General features: G+C 74.2%; 13 protein-coding genes. 3 read left to right on the forward strand and 10 right to left on the reverse strand.

Going from position 1 to position 14,781, the window contains the following annotated elements; all coding sequences use genetic code 11:
• Positions 1–10: 10 nt before the first annotated feature.
• The 7 genes from OHA19_RS13515 to OHA19_RS13545 form a co-directional block, all read right to left on the reverse strand.
• On the reverse strand, positions 11–1,429 hold the full coding sequence (locus OHA19_RS13515) for an aKG-HExxH-type peptide beta-hydroxylase (RefSeq protein WP_405716551.1): 1,419 nt from the start codon (positions 1,427–1,429) through the stop codon (positions 11–13).
• Positions 1,426–2,628 (reverse strand): FxsB family cyclophane-forming radical SAM/SPASM peptide maturase, encoded by a 1,203-nt coding sequence (locus tag OHA19_RS13520; protein ID WP_405716550.1) that lies wholly within the window; start codon positions 2,626–2,628, stop codon positions 1,426–1,428. The genes OHA19_RS13515 and OHA19_RS13520 overlap by 4 nt, the downstream gene beginning before the upstream one ends.
• 193 nt (positions 2,629–2,821) lie before the next feature.
• On the reverse strand, positions 2,822–2,995 hold the full coding sequence (fxsA, locus tag OHA19_RS13525; protein WP_405721862.1) for an FxSxx-COOH cyclophane-containing RiPP peptide: 174 nt from the start codon (positions 2,993–2,995) through the stop codon (positions 2,822–2,824).
• Between the two features lie 286 nt (positions 2,996–3,281).
• Complete coding sequence (locus OHA19_RS13530) at positions 3,282–6,794, reverse strand: SAV_2336 N-terminal domain-related protein (protein ID WP_405716549.1); 3,513 nt, start codon at positions 6,792–6,794, stop codon at positions 3,282–3,284.
• 7 nt (positions 6,795–6,801) lie between these two features.
• Entirely contained in the window at positions 6,802–7,833 is a 1,032-nt protein-coding gene (locus OHA19_RS13535; protein ID WP_405716548.1) for an AAA family ATPase, read from the reverse strand.
• Between the two features lie 88 nt (positions 7,834–7,921).
• Positions 7,922–9,988: a trypsin-like peptidase domain-containing protein gene (locus OHA19_RS13540; protein ID WP_405716547.1), complete on the reverse strand. Its 2,067-nt coding sequence runs from the start codon at positions 9,986–9,988 to the stop codon at positions 7,922–7,924.
• Positions 9,985–10,560 carry a CU044_2847 family protein gene (locus OHA19_RS13545; protein WP_405716546.1) on the reverse strand — a complete coding sequence of 192 codons (576 nt, stop codon included), beginning with the start codon at positions 10,558–10,560 and terminating at the stop codon, positions 9,985–9,987. The genes OHA19_RS13540 and OHA19_RS13545 overlap by 4 nt, the downstream gene beginning before the upstream one ends.
• A gap of 229 nt (positions 10,561–10,789) precedes the next feature.
• Here OHA19_RS13545 and OHA19_RS13550 point away from each other — a divergent pair, with 229 nt between their 5' ends.
• A complete protein-coding gene (locus OHA19_RS13550) occupies positions 10,790–10,972 on the forward strand; it encodes a DUF6104 family protein (RefSeq protein WP_018535226.1) in 183 nt (60 codons plus the stop codon).
• A gap of 99 nt (positions 10,973–11,071) precedes the next feature.
• Here OHA19_RS13550 and OHA19_RS13555 read toward each other — a convergent pair whose 3' ends face one another.
• Positions 11,072–11,902 (reverse strand): hypothetical protein, encoded by an 831-nt coding sequence (locus tag OHA19_RS13555; RefSeq protein WP_405716545.1) that lies wholly within the window; start codon positions 11,900–11,902, stop codon positions 11,072–11,074.
• Positions 11,903–12,067: 165 nt separating this feature from the next.
• On the opposite strand from OHA19_RS13555, the gene OHA19_RS13560 reads away from it, so the two are divergent.
• Complete coding sequence (locus OHA19_RS13560) at positions 12,068–12,925, forward strand: DUF4097 family beta strand repeat-containing protein (RefSeq protein WP_405716544.1); 858 nt, start codon at positions 12,068–12,070, stop codon at positions 12,923–12,925.
• Position 12,926: 1 nt separating this feature from the next.
• Positions 12,927–13,928: a helix-turn-helix transcriptional regulator gene (locus tag OHA19_RS13565; RefSeq protein ID WP_405716543.1), complete on the forward strand. Its 1,002-nt coding sequence runs from the start codon at positions 12,927–12,929 to the stop codon at positions 13,926–13,928.
• A 30-nt stretch (positions 13,929–13,958) separates the two neighbouring features.
• Here the strand turns inward: OHA19_RS13565 and OHA19_RS13570 are convergent, their stop codons facing one another.
• Together OHA19_RS13570 and OHA19_RS13575 are read right to left on the reverse strand one after the other, a co-directional pair.
• On the reverse strand, positions 13,959–14,525 hold the full coding sequence (locus OHA19_RS13570) for a Clp protease N-terminal domain-containing protein (protein ID WP_405716542.1): 567 nt from the start codon (positions 14,523–14,525) through the stop codon (positions 13,959–13,961).
• Positions 14,525–14,734, reverse strand: a complete 210-nt coding sequence (locus tag OHA19_RS13575) for a sigma factor-like helix-turn-helix DNA-binding protein (protein WP_114249297.1) — start codon at positions 14,732–14,734, stop codon at positions 14,525–14,527. The genes OHA19_RS13570 and OHA19_RS13575 overlap by 1 nt, the downstream gene beginning before the upstream one ends.
• Positions 14,735–14,781: the final 47 nt, after the last annotated feature.

Here is a 14,781-nt window from a genome sequence, read left to right on the forward strand (position 1 = left end):
CCGGGGTCTCTCACGGCCTGTGCGAGCCGTTCCTCTGCTGCCATATCACCTTGGTGGTGGCCACATACGCCTCCGCGCGCGCGAGGTGCCCCGTGGGAGGCGGACAATCGTCCAGACGGTCGTAGAGCGCGATCATCTCGTTGACCAGTATTCGGCCCTCCCGGGTCAGCGCCGCCGAACCGGCCAGCACGGGGAGCACGGCCCCGACCTGCTCGCGGCAGCGGGCGTGCTCGGCCCAGGCCAGGTCCCGCTGGGTGACGCGTCGCGCTCCGAGTGCGAACCGCTGCCAGTAGTCGGCGAGCGCGATGTGCGAGTAGGCGCCCTGGAGGAGGCCGTCGAAGGGGCGGGGGTCGGGGCGCCAGGGGGCGAAGTGGCGTGCGGCCGCGTCCTCGCGGTGCAGCGGTACGAGGGCGCAGAGCGCGGCCAGCTTGGTGTGCTGGAGTTCGTGGACGAGGGTGGAGGCGAAGTAGGCGGGGCCGGACGGCCTGCTGCTGAGGACGGCGCCGAACGCTTCCCGCCTGGTGCCGCTGCAGTGTGCCGCGCTCTCGCCGGCGGATCCGGAACCGGGCGGCGGGCCCAGCGGGACCAGACAGCGCAGCAGGACCGCCACTTCGGTGAGGCGGTGCTCGCCGCCGATGCGGAGCAGCGGTGCCACCCCGGCCCAGGACTCGGTCCAGGACTTGCGTGCGTGATCGTCGATGGCGGTGGCGGTGCTCAGTCCGTGCCGCCGGAGTCCGCGGCCGTCGGTGCGGTACGGGTCGATGTCGTCCAGGGGCACGGGGCCGATGCCGCGCCGCACGGCGGGCAGGACGTGCACTGGCAGCCAGCGGGGGTCGGCCGATCCGGTCGCCCCGTCCGGCTGCGCGTGCACGACGAGGGGCGACCCCGTACAGACCTGACGCAACGTCAGTTCGCCGTCGGAGAAGGCCGCCCCGACCGTGCCGGACGCTTCGGACGCGGCGCGGAGAGCGCCCAGGGTGGGCAGCGACAGGAACCCGTCGTGTTCGGCGAGCCGGGTCGTGAACGGGATTCCGGCCCGGATCGCGGCCGCGGCCGCCAGCGCGCTCAAGTGGTCCAGGTCTGCCCGGAGTTCGGGATGGGGGGCGCTCACGGACGCGGGGCCGGGGCCGGACAGGCCGCGCAGGCAGCGCTCCGCCCAGGGGCCTGTGAGGGGGTGCAGCAGAACGGTGCGTACGGCGGTCCGGTCTGCGCGTTCGGCCTGCTCCAGCAGCGCCCAGTCCTGGCGGAGGCGGTCGAGCGCGTGGGCCGGGAGGACGTCGGCGGGCGCCGCCTCGGCCGCGTCGAGCAGGGCCCGCAGCAGGACGAGCCGCCGGGTGTCCTGATCCCGTACGAGGACGCCGAGGGTGTCGGCATCGCCCTCGGTACGGCCGAGTTGACGCAGCATGCGGTCCGGGAGTGGGGGGATCATCGGCGTTCTCCTGCGGTCGCGTCGGACAGCCGGGCGGCGACATGGCGTACCAGCCGTTCGAGGTCGGCGCAGTAGACGGACGGGTTGGCAAAACCGTTCTCTGCGCGGTAGCGGTGTGCGTAGTGGCCGCCACCGCAGACGGTCAGCAGCGGGCAGGCGCGGCAGGCGGCGGCGAGCGCGTCGGTGCCTGCCCGGCGGGCCGCGACGCCGGGGTGGTGCAGGGCGTCGTCGAAGGTGTGGCGGAAGATGTCGAGCCCGGTGGCGGCGGCCGTGTCGTAGGCGGACTTGAGGGAGTCGACCTGTTCGATCGATCCGTCCGTCTCGACCACGATCGCGTCGACGGGGTCGAGGCCGAGGGACTCGGTGGCGCCGGGCAGGCCCAGCAGCAGGGCGATGCACTCCTCGAAGAGCCGGACCCGGGTCTCCCGCCGTCCGGTGCGCCACCAGCGGTCGAAGACGGTGATGAGCCAGTCGCCGTACGGGGTCGGGCGGCCGGGCGCGGAGCCGCCCGTGCGCGGCAGGCCCGGTGGGGGGTTCGTCCAATTGCCGTGCGGCAGCAGCAGGTCGATGGCCGGGGGGCGCAGGCCGAGCAGCGACTCGTACATCTCGACCGGATCCGTGCGGGGATCGACGACGGTGAGGATGCCCGCGTACGCGTCGGGGTGCCGGTCGGCGAGGAGCCGGGCGCCGCGCGAGGCAGCGGGCCAGGAGGGGCGTCCCGCGTGGTCGGTGCGCTGGGTGTTGTGGGTGGCCAGGCCGCCGTCGAGGCTGATGCCGATGCGTATGCCGTGCCGGGCGAGGGTGGCGGTGCGGGCCTCGGTGAGAAGGGTCGCGTTGGTCTGGACGGTGGTGTGGACGGTGCAGCCGGCGGGTGCCAGGTCGCGTACCCGGTCGGCGAAGGCGGCCAGCCGGCGGGCACCGGCGAGAAGGGGTTCGCCGCCGTGCAGGACGAGTGCGACGTGGCGCAGGCCGTGGGCCGCCGCGTGCTCGGCGATGCGGTGAGCGGTGCGGTCGAGGACGGCGGGTGCGGCGGCGGCCGGGCGGTCGCGCCAGGTGCGGTCGGGGCCCGCGTAGAGGTAGCAGTAGCGGCAGGCGAGATTGCAGCGGCCGTGCACCTTGACGATGAACTGCCCGAAGGAGGGCCGGAGTCGGTCGTGCCCGGCACGTGGGGGCGTTTCAGGCGTCGCTTTTCTAGACACTCCCGCACCCCCGTGCCGTTCGCATCCGCGGCACGGCCCCCGTCGCCGCCCCGAGGCGAGTATCCCTGGCTCGCCGCGGGGACAAACCCGTGCCCTGTCACGATGTCCTGTTCATCCGGGCCCCGGACCGAAATCGTGCGGCCCCGGCACCGTCCCCCCGGGGCCGGGCCACGGGGGGACGGAGGCGCGGCCCTCAGAAGGAGTTGTTGAACCCCCACAGCATCTCCCGCGGCTGCCCGACCCGGCCGCGCAGATCCGCGACCACCTCGGCGAGCACCGGATGGTCCAGCGTCCGCAGCGACCTGAGATCGAGCTCCAGCAGGTCCGGCAGCGCGTCCGGCCCGCCGGACGGACCGCTGTCTGGCATGTCCTTGTGCACCGGCTCGTTCATCACGCCTCCCCGTAACACCCCTCGTGCCCGCACCGGCGCGCTCGCCCTTGAGCGCCCGGCCGGGCCCGTGTCCCTGTCCCTGTCCCTGGTCACTTGTGCGCCGGCCCGGTTCCCCCGGGGCGGCCACCAATGTACGGATGCCCCGCAGGACCCGGGCTACGCCTTGCCGGACCTGCCGTCGCGCGGCGCCGGTCGTGCGCCGGTCGCACGGCGGCGGCACGCCTCCCGGCACCCCACGCCGCCCGCATCCCCCGACAGGCTCTCAGCGCTCCAGCTCCGCCAGCCGCTCGGCGGTCGCCGCGCCCGCCGAGCCGCCGCCGTCCGGCAGCTTGCGCCATTCCTGGCGGGCCGAACGGTACGCCTCGCGTGCGGCCCGGGGACGGCCCGCTCTCTCGTACGTCACGCCCCGCCAGTGGTCGGCCGTGGCCCCCAGCTCGACCGCTTGCCAGACCTGTTGCGGGCTGTCCAGCTCCTGCGCCGCCGTGCTCGCCGCCTCGGCCGCGCCCCGGAACGCGTCGGCCGCGTCGTCGAGCCGGGCCGGGCGCTGGAGCACCCGGGCGGCGTCCAGGCGGGCGCGGCCCAGTTCCAGCCAGCAGCCTGCACCGGTCAGCGGATCGGCCGCCTCCTGGGCCGCGAGGCCGAAGAGGTGCTCGGCCTCGCGGAGGTCGACCCGGTCCTCGGTGGCGCGGTGCCGGAGCATCAGGGCGCGGCCCAGCATGAGCAGCCGATCAGCCTGGCGGGTGCCGCCCGCCGCTGTCTCCGTACGGCAGTCGCGCAGCACCCGGATCGCGGCGCCGATGTGCGGGCGGCCGTCCGGCAGCCGGGCCCGGCGCAGCAGGGTGCCGCCCCATTCGGCGAGCAGATCGGCATGGGCCCGCGAGTCACGGGGGACGCCCCGGGCGGCGCGGGCGAACCAGTCGGCGGCGGCCACGAGTTCGTCGGGCTCGCCGGTGTGCTCGTACCGGGCGACGCGGACCCGGCCGGCCCTGATCCGGAGCGCGGCGAGCTGCCGCTGGTCGCGTACGGTCGCCAGGGCCTGCTCGACGAGTGTCGCGGCCTCGTCCGGTTCCTCGCCGGAGCCCAGCAGGGCGTCCACCAGATCCAGCAGGATGCGTACCTCGGTGCCCAGGGTGTGCCGGCCGCCGCCCTGTTCGAAGGCGGTGCGCAGGGAACGCGCGGCCTGGCCCGCGTACACCCGCGACTGTTCGGTGTCGACGGTGGCCCCGGCCAGCTTCAGCATGGTCCGTCCGTGCGCCAGTGGCAGGGTGGTGGGGCGGTTCTCCTGGTCGGGCCAGACGTCGGCGAACGCCTCCAGCATCCCGCACGCGGCCTGGAGCAGGGCGGTGTCGCCGTCGAGCCGCCACTGCGCCTCCAGGGCCCGGACCCGTTCCAGGGTCAGCCGGAGGGCCTCGGCGGGTTCCAGGCCGGGGGCCGAGCAGGCGGCCGTGTACTCGCGGTCGGCACGGCGCAGCAGCTCCAGCGCGCCGCGCCGGTCACCGCGCCGCCGCCGGTCGTCGGCCGCGACGTGCAACACCTTGGCCAGTACGGCGCGTTCGCGTACCGCTGCGGGGTGCGCGGCGGCCCGTTCGGCGGCGTACTCGGCCTCGCGGAGCAGCTCCGCGTCGCCCTGGACCTCCCACAGCCGCAGCACGCAGCGGGAGTACTCCGCCCACAGTCCTGGGTCGGTGTCCGGCTGCTCCTCGCGCACGGCGGCGCCGCGCAGCAGCTGTACGGCATCGATGAGGGACTGCACCATGCTGTCCGATTCGAACTGCCGCAAGAGGGCGCGGGCGCTCTCCACCGCGGTGTTCGGGGTCCGGACGGGGCTCGGGTGGCCACCGCGTCCGGTCTGCATCACGAACTGCTCGGGCAGGGGCATGAAACGCTCCAGTACGCGGACCGCGACCTCGGCGAAGGGGTGGGGGACGTGCGACCCGCCGCTTGCGCCGCTCTCCCCGTTCTCGCCACCCTCCTCGATCTCCCCGTCAGGTGCACCGTTCTCCATGGGGTCCGCGCCGGCGGTGGCCGGCGCCCGCAGGTGTCTGCGCTCGTGCCGGCGTTCGCCGAGCTGGGCGAAGGCCAGGGCCGGGAAGTTCGGCCCGCCCCTGCCGAACCGCTGCTCGATGTACTGCGAGCAGTGCTTGAGCACGAGCAGCGCCTCGTCGCGGCCCAGCGGGCCGAGCAGCGCGTCCCGGACGCCGGGCACGAATTCGTACCACTGCCCGTCGTGCTCGCCGCCGTCCTCGTTCCTGCTCCGCGACAGCAGCCCGCTGAGCAGCACCTCGGCGAGTTCGGAGGGGCCCGAGTGGGGCAGCATCGTGCGCTGCACCAGTTGCATCACCGGGAGGTGCAGCGGGGCCGCCGCGAGGTAGACGGCCAGTTGCCCGGCGGCGGGTGAGGCCGCCGAGCGGAAGCGGCTGACCAGCTGGAGCGGGGAGAGCCCGCCGCCCGAGCGCTGCGCGGCCGCCGCCGGCTGGTCGGCCCGCACCCAGCCGACCGCGCCGGAGATCTGTCCCGAGCCGGTGCCGGAGAGCAGCCGCGCCCAGGCCGCCAGCGCCCCTTCCACCGGCGGGAGAACGGGTACGGCGAGGGCCCCCGGGTGCACGGCGGGACCCGTACCCGGCTGCTCCACGACTTTGAGCACGGCGGCTCCGCCGGGTCCCTCGCCCCGCGACAGCGAGCCGTAGGTGACCGGCAGTCTGGTGCGGCTCCACATCCGCTGCGGCAGCGGCTGGAGCACGGCGGCCGGGGCCTGCGCGGCCAGCCGGTGCAGCAGCCGGTGGGCCCGGCCGCTGTGCCAGAGCGGACCGGCGCAGTCGCTGACCAGGACGGTGACCCGGCGGCCGGTCGGATCGCTCAGCCGGTCCGCGGAGTTCAGCGGCGCGGCGGCCGGGTCGGGGCTGCGGCTCACCGCGGCCGCGCCGTCGGGGCCCTGGTGCAGATAGCGAACCTGGACGTCCCGGAAGGCGCCCAACTGGCCGAATATTTGCTGGAGTTCGCCGAACATCCGGTCCCAAACCAGCATCGAGGACGAGGCGTCCATGACGCACTGCAGGATCGCCTCGCCCCGGGACACGCCGCGGAACACAGGAATGATCAACCCGCCCGCGCGGGCGCTGAGTTCGGCGGTCGCCGTTTCGTCGAGGGTGCTGCGCAGCGGCGGCGACGCGGGGTGGTAGCGCTGCAACGGCCTCAGCGCCCGCTGGAGTTCGAGGGGTGCCGGCAGTGCCGGGGCGGCGGGCACGCCGAAGGTGAGGGCGGCCGTGCGCCCCTTCCGGGCGGCACCCGGGCCCGGGCCCGTGCCCGACGGACCGCCGGAGCGGGCGCGGTCCGAGGGGCCGTTACGCGGCACGGGGTAGAGCGTGATCCGCCGGCCGGGGTCCCCGGGGTCCGCCCGCGGCACGGACTCGTCGTCCGGTACCTCGCGCGCGGGCTTCACGGCGTCGGGCCCGGGGGCCTCGGGCTGCCCGCTCGTCGGCGGCTCCGAAGAGAGGCCGACGGCCGGAACGTACCCCTGCTCCTCGGCGTCGGCGGGTGGTGCGTCCGGGTGGCGGGCCCAGCGGGCCAGCCAGAGCGCGTCGCGCAGCTGCTCGACGTCGGGGTCGAGCCCGGCCTCGCGCAGCCGCGCCACGAAGGCGGGGTAGAGCCCCGCGTCGTCGGCGCCACGCGCGTCGGGGTGGAGCCCCGCGTCGTCGGCGCCACGCGCGTCGGGGTGGAGCCCCGCGTCGTCGGCGCCACGCGCGTCGGGGGTGTCCTCGGGCTCCGCGCCCGCCATCAGCACATCACCTCGGCCGGTCGAGCCGCTGGATGAGCAGATCGGCGAGGCGGTCGCGGCCGGCCGGGGCGGCGGCGTCGGTGAGGTAGATGGCGTTCAGCAGCTGGTCCGTGGCGAGGAGTTCGCTGCGGGACCGCTCCAGGAAGTGGGCGATCAGGTCGTCCCCGGAGCGTGCGGCCTCGTCGCCGAGGTGGGCGCGTACGAAGGTGGCGAGGCGCTGGTGGTCGGGGCGCCCCAGCTCCAGATGGATGCAGCGGCGCATCAGGGGCGCCGGGAAGTCCCGCTCCCCGTTGCTGGTGAGCACCACGAACGGGAAGGAGGTGCACTGCACCCGGCCGCCCCGCACCGTCACCTTGTTGCCGTCGTCGTCGAGGACCGACGCCTCGCCGTCGGGCAGCCGGTCGGCGATCCGCTCCAGCTCGGGAATGCCGAACTCGCCCTCCTCCAACACGTTGAGCAGGTCGTTCGGCAGGTCGATGTCGCTCTTGTCGAGCTCGTCGATGAGCAGCACGCGGGGCCGGTCCGAGGGAAGCAGCGCGGTGCCGAGCGGTCCGAGCCTGATGTAACTGCCCACGTCGTCAGTGGCCGGGGTGCCGCCCGCTCCGGCCGCGGCGCTGTGGGCGGCGATCTGCACGTCCTGGAGCCGGGCGATCGCGTCGTAGTGGTAGAGGCCGTCCAGCAGTGACGTCCGGCTCACGATCGGCCAGCGCAGCACCCGGCCGAGCCCCAGCTCGTGGGCGACCGAGTGGGCCAGGGTGCTCTTTCCCGCGCCGGGGATTCCGGTGACGAGGAGCGGGCGCCGCAGATAGAGCGCGGCGTTGATCATTTCGAGTTCCTCGGCGCCCGGCCGGTGGAGTTCGGCGATGTGCCGGTGGCCGCCGAGGCGCCGGTCGGCCGAGCCGTCCCCGTCCGGCTCGTCGGGCGCCGGGGCGCCACGGCTCGCGAAATCGCGCCAGGGCGGTGGCGGCGGCAACTGCTCGATGCCTTCGTGCGGTTCGCCGGCCCCTCGGTAGATGAGCCACTCGCTGGGTTCACTCATAACGTGTTCCTCGTCATCACTCGTCCGCCAGGGGCAGCAGTCGAACGTGGTTCACCGTAGTCATCCGGGACACCCCCCGAAAGGGGGTTCACGGCGCCTGCAACAACGGTCCGGGCGGGGGCGGTTGCGGGTTTCCGTAGACCAGGGCGATGCCGTCCGACCAGAACATGTCGGGGCGGCCCTCGCACACCCCTTTTCTCAGTTCATGGATCTTCCGCGGAAGCCGGTCGGCCACGCCCGCCCCGTCGACCGTGTCGACGACCCGGAGGTGGAACTCCGTGCAGGACGCGGCCCGTTCGGCCCCGGGGCGCCGCCACAGGACCACGCCGAACCCGTCGTCGAGCACCCGGGCGAACCCCGCGACGCTCTGGGCGTCGGCCCGGCCGCCGTACCGGCAGAGGACCGGGACGGTCTCGTACGGCAGTCCGCGCAGCTTCGCCGTCACGGGCACGGGTACCCGCATTCCTTCGTCGCAGTCGAGGACGGCGGCCCGGGTCGGGCCGGTGTGGATGCGGTTCCAGCGCGCCTCGCGCTCCCGGACGGCGTCGTCGGACGGGGCGGGGCCGTCGTCCGAGCACCGGACGACCACCGGCCGCTGGACACCGAGGGGCCGGCTGTCCGCGGGCAGCTGCCACTTCTCGACCTCCAGGTCGAGCAGCGCCGGCGGCACCACCACCTCAAGGATCGCAGGGCTGTCGGGCTCGTCGCACATCCGGAACGCCTTCCCGAGGGAGGCGGCGAGCCTGGCCGGCAGTTCGTCGGCCCTGGTGCCCTGGTAGTTCTCGGTGACGGGCAGGTCGTCGGCGGTCAGACGGGCGACGACCCGCCAGTCGTAGTGGTCCGGCTGCCAGGCGCGGGGCTCCAGATGCAGCACGACGAACGTGGGGGCCCGCGCCGGACGGACCGGCTCGGCGGCCGGTTCGGGCGTCCGCAGGTGCTCGGTGCCCCGGGCGTACCGGCCCTGGTACCGGAGCCTGGCCATCTCTCGGCGGAATGGTTGTTTGAGCCGGTCTTTCGCGATCTCGCGCACCCAGTCCCACAGGGCGTCCTCGGCGAGCTGGGTGGAGGGCACCACATAGGGGCGTTCGGCGGCGATGGCGCTCATGCAGTAGCGCAGGATCCGCTCCAGCGCCTCGTCGCCCTCGCGGGCGTCGTACAGGACGCCCAGCCCGTCGCGCCAGCCCCGGGGGGCCGGGACGCCGACGGTCCGGTATCCGTGCCCGAGGCCGCCGAGGATGTCGAGCAGGCTGCGGGTGCTGACCGGCGGAGGGAGCTTGGCGAGCCGCCCCAGCAGGTCGACGCGCTGCTGCGGGGTGAGCGCCGGGCCCGCCCCCGCGCCCAGGTCCCGCTGGACGTCCGCCCAGGTCTCCTCGTCGTCGACGGGGTTGTTGTGCCGGTCGGCGTGGTAGCGGTCGTGGGCGTGGAACACGGCCTGGTACGGGTCGTCGGACTCGGCCGTGGCGGACCCGGCCGGCACGGGCAGCGTGCGCAGCCGCTCCACGCCGATCGCCGTACCGCCGTTCGCGTCCATGGAGCGTGATTTGAGTACGCCGACGACCTCGCCCCGGGCCAGGTCGACGACGGGTCCGCCGGACATGCCCGCGTACAGCTGGCTCGCCTCGATCAGCACCTGTTCGTCGCCGTCGGCCCAGTCGTCGACGGTGCCCACCACCCGACACTCCCGGCCGAGCCGCTTGAGCGCTCCGGCCCCGCCGTCCGCCCAGCCCGCGAAGTAGTACGCCCCCCGGCTCATGCCCATGGAGCGCTCGCTGAGGTACACACAGGGGTGTTCGACGGGCCGGAGCAGCTGGATGAGCGCGAGGTCGGGGGCCGGCCAGCCGCCCGTGCCGGGCCGCTCCTCGGGCAGGGCCGCCACGACCGTGCCCCCGACCCGGACGGCGTCGCCGCCACGAGCGGGCTTGTAGACCACGTCCACCTGACGCCCCCTCCCCTCCATCGCCACGTGCGCGCACGTGAGGACCCAGCTCGGAGCGATGAAGAAGCCGCTCCCCAGGAAGTCGCCGTCGGATCCGTCAGGGGCATACCCGGGCTCCGGACGATGGATGCGCACGGTGGCGTCCTTCACGAGGCTCATCAGCGCGGATTCCGCGCCGCTCGGCCCCTGCCACGCGCCCCCGCCCGGCGGCCGCGTCACGATCCGCTTCCGTCGTCCGGCCCGCTGCCGCCCGCGTGCGCCGGTGCGCCGGTGGGTGCCCCGGCGGACGGATCGGGGGCGACCGCGCCGGCGGGCGGCGTCGACGGGACGGGCGGCGGTGCGAAGGGCGCGGGGGCGGGCAGCGGTGCGGAAGGCATGGCGGCGGGCGGGCCGGACGATGCGGCCGGCTGCGCGGGCGGCGGCGGGTCGAGGGGCGGCCCGCCGCCGTTCCACGTCAGCGTGACCTTGATGGACCCCTTGGCCTCGCCGTCCGCGAGCAGCCCGACGACCTTGCCGGACTTCGCGGTGAGCTCGATCCCGAACTCGACGCTGACCTCGTCGGGCCGCACTGCCCGCAGCGGCTCGGCGAGCGAACGCGCCACGCTGGTCACGACGCCCTGCAGGCTCTCGACCCGGGCCTGCACCCGGTCCGCGATGTTCCCGGCGCCGATGTCCGTGAACGACGGGCCCGATCCGGATTGCGCCAGCTCCTCGGCGCCGGAGATGCGCGCCCAGACCTCCGTACCGTCGGGCATCTCAATGCGCGTAATACGGGCGTCACTGTCACCCATGAAACCCCCCGTTCCCCAACTACCCGCAGGCTAACGGCAGTACGCGCCCGATGCGAGGTACATGGACGGGTACACGGACCAGGACGCGAGGGTGGTGCGGGGCGGTTCTCGGCGGGGTCGCGGGGGCGGTGGGGGCCGGCCCCGACGCGTCGCGGAACTGCCCGAACGCACGGCCCGGGGACCCGCTCCCGGCCTTCGTGGGGCTGCCACCAGGCATTAGGCTTGCCGCATGTACTTCACCGACCGCGGTATCGAGGAGCTGGAGAAGCGGCGAGGCGAGGAAGAGGTCACCTTCGAGTGGCTCGCCGAGCAGCTCCGTACGTTCGTCGATCTCAACCCCGACTTCGAGGTGCCGGTCGAGCGCCTCGCGACCTGGCTGGCCCGGCTCGACGACGAGGACGACGAGGACTAGGACTGGGGCTAGGACCAGGACTGGGGCTGGGGCTAGGACTGGGGCTGGGGCTGGGGCTGGGGCTAGGACTGGGGCTGGGGCTGGAGCCAGGGCGACTGGTCAACCGCGCCCGTCCGCGGGCTCCTCGGCGCCCCTGATCCGGTCGTAGGCGAGCCCGAGCGCCCCGTGCGCCAGCAGCAGCACCCCCGCCAGCACCCATCCGCCGCCGCGGCGTCTGATCCCCCAAAGGGTCAGCGGCAGTCCGGCCGCGAACTGGGCACCGGCCAGCATCCGGGCCCTGGGGCCGCGCATCCAGGGGCCGAGGCGGCTGTTCTCGACCACGTCGAGTTCGGCCTTCACCGGCTCCGCCTCGGGCCGGTCGTCGGCCGCCGCGTACAGCCGGTCGCCGGGCGTGTCCGGGGCCAGTCCGGGCGGCAGGATCAGCCCGATCCGGGTCAGTACGGCGAGCAGCCCGCGCAGCCGGATGCGCGCGTCGGCGTCCGGGTCCGGGCGGATCAGCTCTTCGAGGGCCTGGACATCCAGCACGGGGTCGAGGCCGAGGCGTTCGGCGAGCGTACGCATGGCCTCGTCCTCACCGGCCGGCGTGCCGTCCGCGAGCCAGACGTAGCCGACCGGGCGGCGGAATCCGGCGGCGAGTGCGCAGCCGGCCCGGTCGCCGTCCCACCACAGGGCGAGCACGGGCCACGTCGAGCCGACCGCGAGCGCGGTGATCCAGCCGGCCACGACCCGGTCGACCGGCTCCACCACGTCCGCGGCACCGGTCTCCGCGACCCCACCCTGCCAGGGCCTCCCCTCGGGCACGAGGACGGACCAGCCGTCTCCGGCGGGGGCGAGCAGCATCCGCTCGCGCAGCAGATGGGCCACCGGCCGTACGGTCTCCGGTTCGGCCCGGCACAGCAGCAGCGCCCCCGCGGGAGATGTCGCATTCATGACTCACACGCTAGGGCAATTTGCCCTCATTCGACGCCCTTTGACTCCCCGATGGTCCGCCCGCGGCATCGCGACGCGCCTTGACTTCCCCGATCCGCGATATATCGTGTTCCTCAAGAGATGCGATATATTGCGTCACGCCGCGCTCCCCAGGAGGTCAGATCCATGCCTGTGTCGACATGGGCCATCGCCGAGCCGCAGAAACTGACCTTCGACGACCCCGTGACGTCGCTCAACGTGCGCATCGTCGGCGGCACCGTCAACGTCGTCGGCACCGAGGAGCCGGCCGCCCGGCTGGAGGTCTCCGGGATCGAGGGACCGCCACTGATCGTGACCCTGGAGGACGGCACGCTCACGGTCGCGTACGAGGACCTGCCCTGGCAGAACTTCCTCAAGTGGTTCGACCGCAAGGGCTGGCACCGTAGCGCGGTCGTCTCGCTCGCCGTCCCGGACGGGTCGGCGGTGGAGGTCGGTGTCGTCGGCGCGGGCGCCGTCGTCTCCGGGATCCGTGGGCGCACCGACGTACGGGGCGTCACCGGCGACACCACACTCGTCGGGCTCGCCGGGCCGGTGCTGGCCGACACGGTCTCGGGCAGCGTGGAGGCCCAGTCGGTCACCGGTGAGCTCCGCTTCCATTCGGTCTCGGGCGATCTGACGGTCGTCGAGGGCGCCGGGGCCTCGGTACGGGCCGAATCGGTCAGCGGCAACATGGTGCTGGACCTGGACCCGACCGGGAGGCCCACGGACATCCGGCTGACCACGGTCTCCGGCGAGGTCGCCATCCGGCTGCCGCACCCGGCGGACGCGACGGTCGAGGCCAACACCGCGAGCGGCTCCGTCTCCAACGGGTTCGAGGACCTGCGGGTCAGCGGCCAGTGGGGCGCGAAGAAGATCACCGGCACGCTCGGCGCCGGGACCGGGAAGCTGCGCGCGACGACCGTCTCGGGATCGATCGCCCTGCTGCGCCGCCCGCCGGCCGAGGACGGCCCGTACGATGCCGAGCCGACCGGAAAGGTGCTCTGACATGCCCCCCGTATTCGCCCATGGCCGCCTCCGCCTCTACCTGCTGAAGCTCCTCGATGAGGCCCCTCGCCACGGGTACGAGGTGATCCGGCTCCTGGAGGAGCGCTTCCAGGGGCTGTACGCCCCCTCGGCGGGCACCGTCTATCCGCGCCTCGCCAAGCTGGAGGCCGAGGGTCTCGTCACCCATGCCACCGAGGGCGGCCGCAAGGTCTACTCGATCACCGAGGCGGGCCGGGCCGAACTGGCCGGCCGCACGGGCGAACTGGCCGATCTGGAAATGGAGATCCGGGACTCCGTCTCCGAACTGGCCGCCGAGATACGGGACGACGTACGCGGCGCCGCCGGCAAGCTGCGCAGCGAGATGCGGGCTGCGGCGCACGAAACCAGGCACACCGGCTCGGGCTCGGGCTCCGGCTCCGGCTCCGGCCACAAGGGCGACCGGGAGTCCGCCTTCGGCGACCTCGGGGACTTCGGTGACAAGGAGGCCTGGCGCGCCGCCAAGGAGGAGCTGCGCAAGGCCAAGCAGGAGTGGAAGGAGCAGGCCCGCCGGGCGAAGGATGAGTCCCGCCGCGCCCGTGAGGACGCCCAGCAGGCCCGCCGCCAGGCCAAGGAGGCCCAGGACAGGGCTCGCGAGCAGATGCAGAACGCCGCCCGGCAGGTCCAGGAGCACTTCGCGCGGGGCGACTGGCCCTCGGGCGTACGGGAGGGGCTGGCCGAGATCACCGGACAGCTCGGCGGCTTCGCCAGGACGGGCGGCTGGGCTCCTTACGTCAAGCCGGAGCCGGCCGGGGCCGACGCCGACTGGGGCAAGGACACCCCCCGCACCGGCGACCCGGCCCGCGACCTGGACCGGCTGCTCGACCGCTTCCGCGACGACATCCGCGACACGGCCCGCGACCGCGGCGTCACGGAGGAGCAGCTCACGGAGGCCCGCCGCCACCTGTCGACGGCGGCGGCCCACATCGGGGCGCTGCTGCGGAAGGGCGACGACGGCCAGAAGTGACCGGGCGGGGGGTGGCCGGAGGGTCCGGGTTCAGCCCGCCTCCTCGAACCGCTCCTCCTCCCCTCCCCCGTACAGCGCACGGGTCACCGTCCCGTACGTCGCGCCATGTGCGGCGAGTACGTCGGCGGCCACTCCGGGGCAGGCGGTGAGCGCCAGGAGGAGGTGCTCGTCGCCGATGAAACGGTCCCCGCGCCCCGCCGCGATCCGCAGCGACCGCGTCAGGACGCCCTTCGCCCCGCGGGTGAACGGGCGGCGCCCCGAGCCGCGCCGCCGGGCCCGGTCCAGTGCACCCTCCCCGTGGACCTCCTCGACGCGGGCGACGATCTCGGTCACGTCGATGCCGAGTCCGGCGAGCGCGTCCGTGTCCGCCCGGGTCAGTCCGCCGCGGCGGCGGGCCGTGGCCAGTTCGGCCTCGACGGCCGCGCGGCGGTCCACGAGGCCCAGCGAGGCGACGGCGAAGGCGGCCCGCCCCTCCTGCCGGTCCAGCAGCGCGAGCAGCAGATGCTCCTCGGTGATGGATGCCGCGTCGGTCCGTTCGGCATGGGTCACGGCGCCGGTCACGACTCCCCGGGCGCCTTTGGTGAATCGTTCGAACATCACTGCCTCCCGTACTTCTTGTGCACGGCCTGCCTGCTGACGCCCAGTTCGGCCGCGATCTCCTGCCACGACCAGCCCTGCACGCGGGCACTTCTGACCTGTACGGCTTCGAGCTGCTCCAGCAGCCGGCGCAGTGCGGCGACCGCCCGCAGCCCCACCCGCGGGTCGCGGTCACCGGCTCGCGCGGCGAGATCCGTCGCTTCAGTCATGGTGTCAACGTAGGTTGACACACCCCGCCTGTCAACCTTGATTGACG

The organism is Streptomyces sp. NBC_00012, from assembly GCF_045040875.1.
Lineage (GTDB): Bacteria > Actinomycetota > Actinomycetes > Streptomycetales > Streptomycetaceae > Streptomyces.

Excerpts from the sequence above, each read along its gene's own strand:
- fxsA (WP_405721862.1), bottom strand. The coding sequence starts at position 2,995 with ATGCCAGACAGCGGTCCGTCCGGCGGGCCGGACGCGCTGCCGGACCTG.
- OHA19_RS13515 (WP_405716551.1), bottom strand. The coding sequence starts at position 1,429 with ATGATCCCCCCACTCCCGGACCGCATGCTGCGTCAACTCGGCCGTACC.
- OHA19_RS13555 (WP_405716545.1), bottom strand. The coding sequence starts at position 11,902 with ATGAATGCGACATCTCCCGCGGGGGCGCTGCTGCTGTGCCGGGCCGAA.
- OHA19_RS13570 (WP_405716542.1), bottom strand. The coding sequence starts at position 14,525 with ATGTTCGAACGATTCACCAAAGGCGCCCGGGGAGTCGTGACCGGCGCC.
- OHA19_RS13560 (WP_405716544.1), top strand. The coding sequence starts at position 12,068 with ATGCCTGTGTCGACATGGGCCATCGCCGAGCCGCAGAAACTGACCTTC.
- OHA19_RS13535 (WP_405716548.1), bottom strand. The coding sequence starts at position 7,833 with ATGAGTGAACCCAGCGAGTGGCTCATCTACCGAGGGGCCGGCGAACCG.
- OHA19_RS13545 (WP_405716546.1), bottom strand. The coding sequence starts at position 10,560 with ATGGGTGACAGTGACGCCCGTATTACGCGCATTGAGATGCCCGACGGT.
- OHA19_RS13575 (WP_114249297.1), bottom strand. The coding sequence starts at position 14,734 with ATGACTGAAGCGACGGATCTCGCCGCGCGAGCCGGTGACCGCGACCCG.
- OHA19_RS13530 (WP_405716549.1), bottom strand. The coding sequence starts at position 6,794 with ATGGCGGGCGCGGAGCCCGAGGACACCCCCGACGCGCGTGGCGCCGAC.
- OHA19_RS13550 (WP_018535226.1), top strand. The coding sequence starts at position 10,790 with ATGTACTTCACCGACCGCGGTATCGAGGAGCTGGAGAAGCGGCGAGGC.
- OHA19_RS13565 (WP_405716543.1), top strand. The coding sequence starts at position 12,927 with ATGCCCCCCGTATTCGCCCATGGCCGCCTCCGCCTCTACCTGCTGAAG.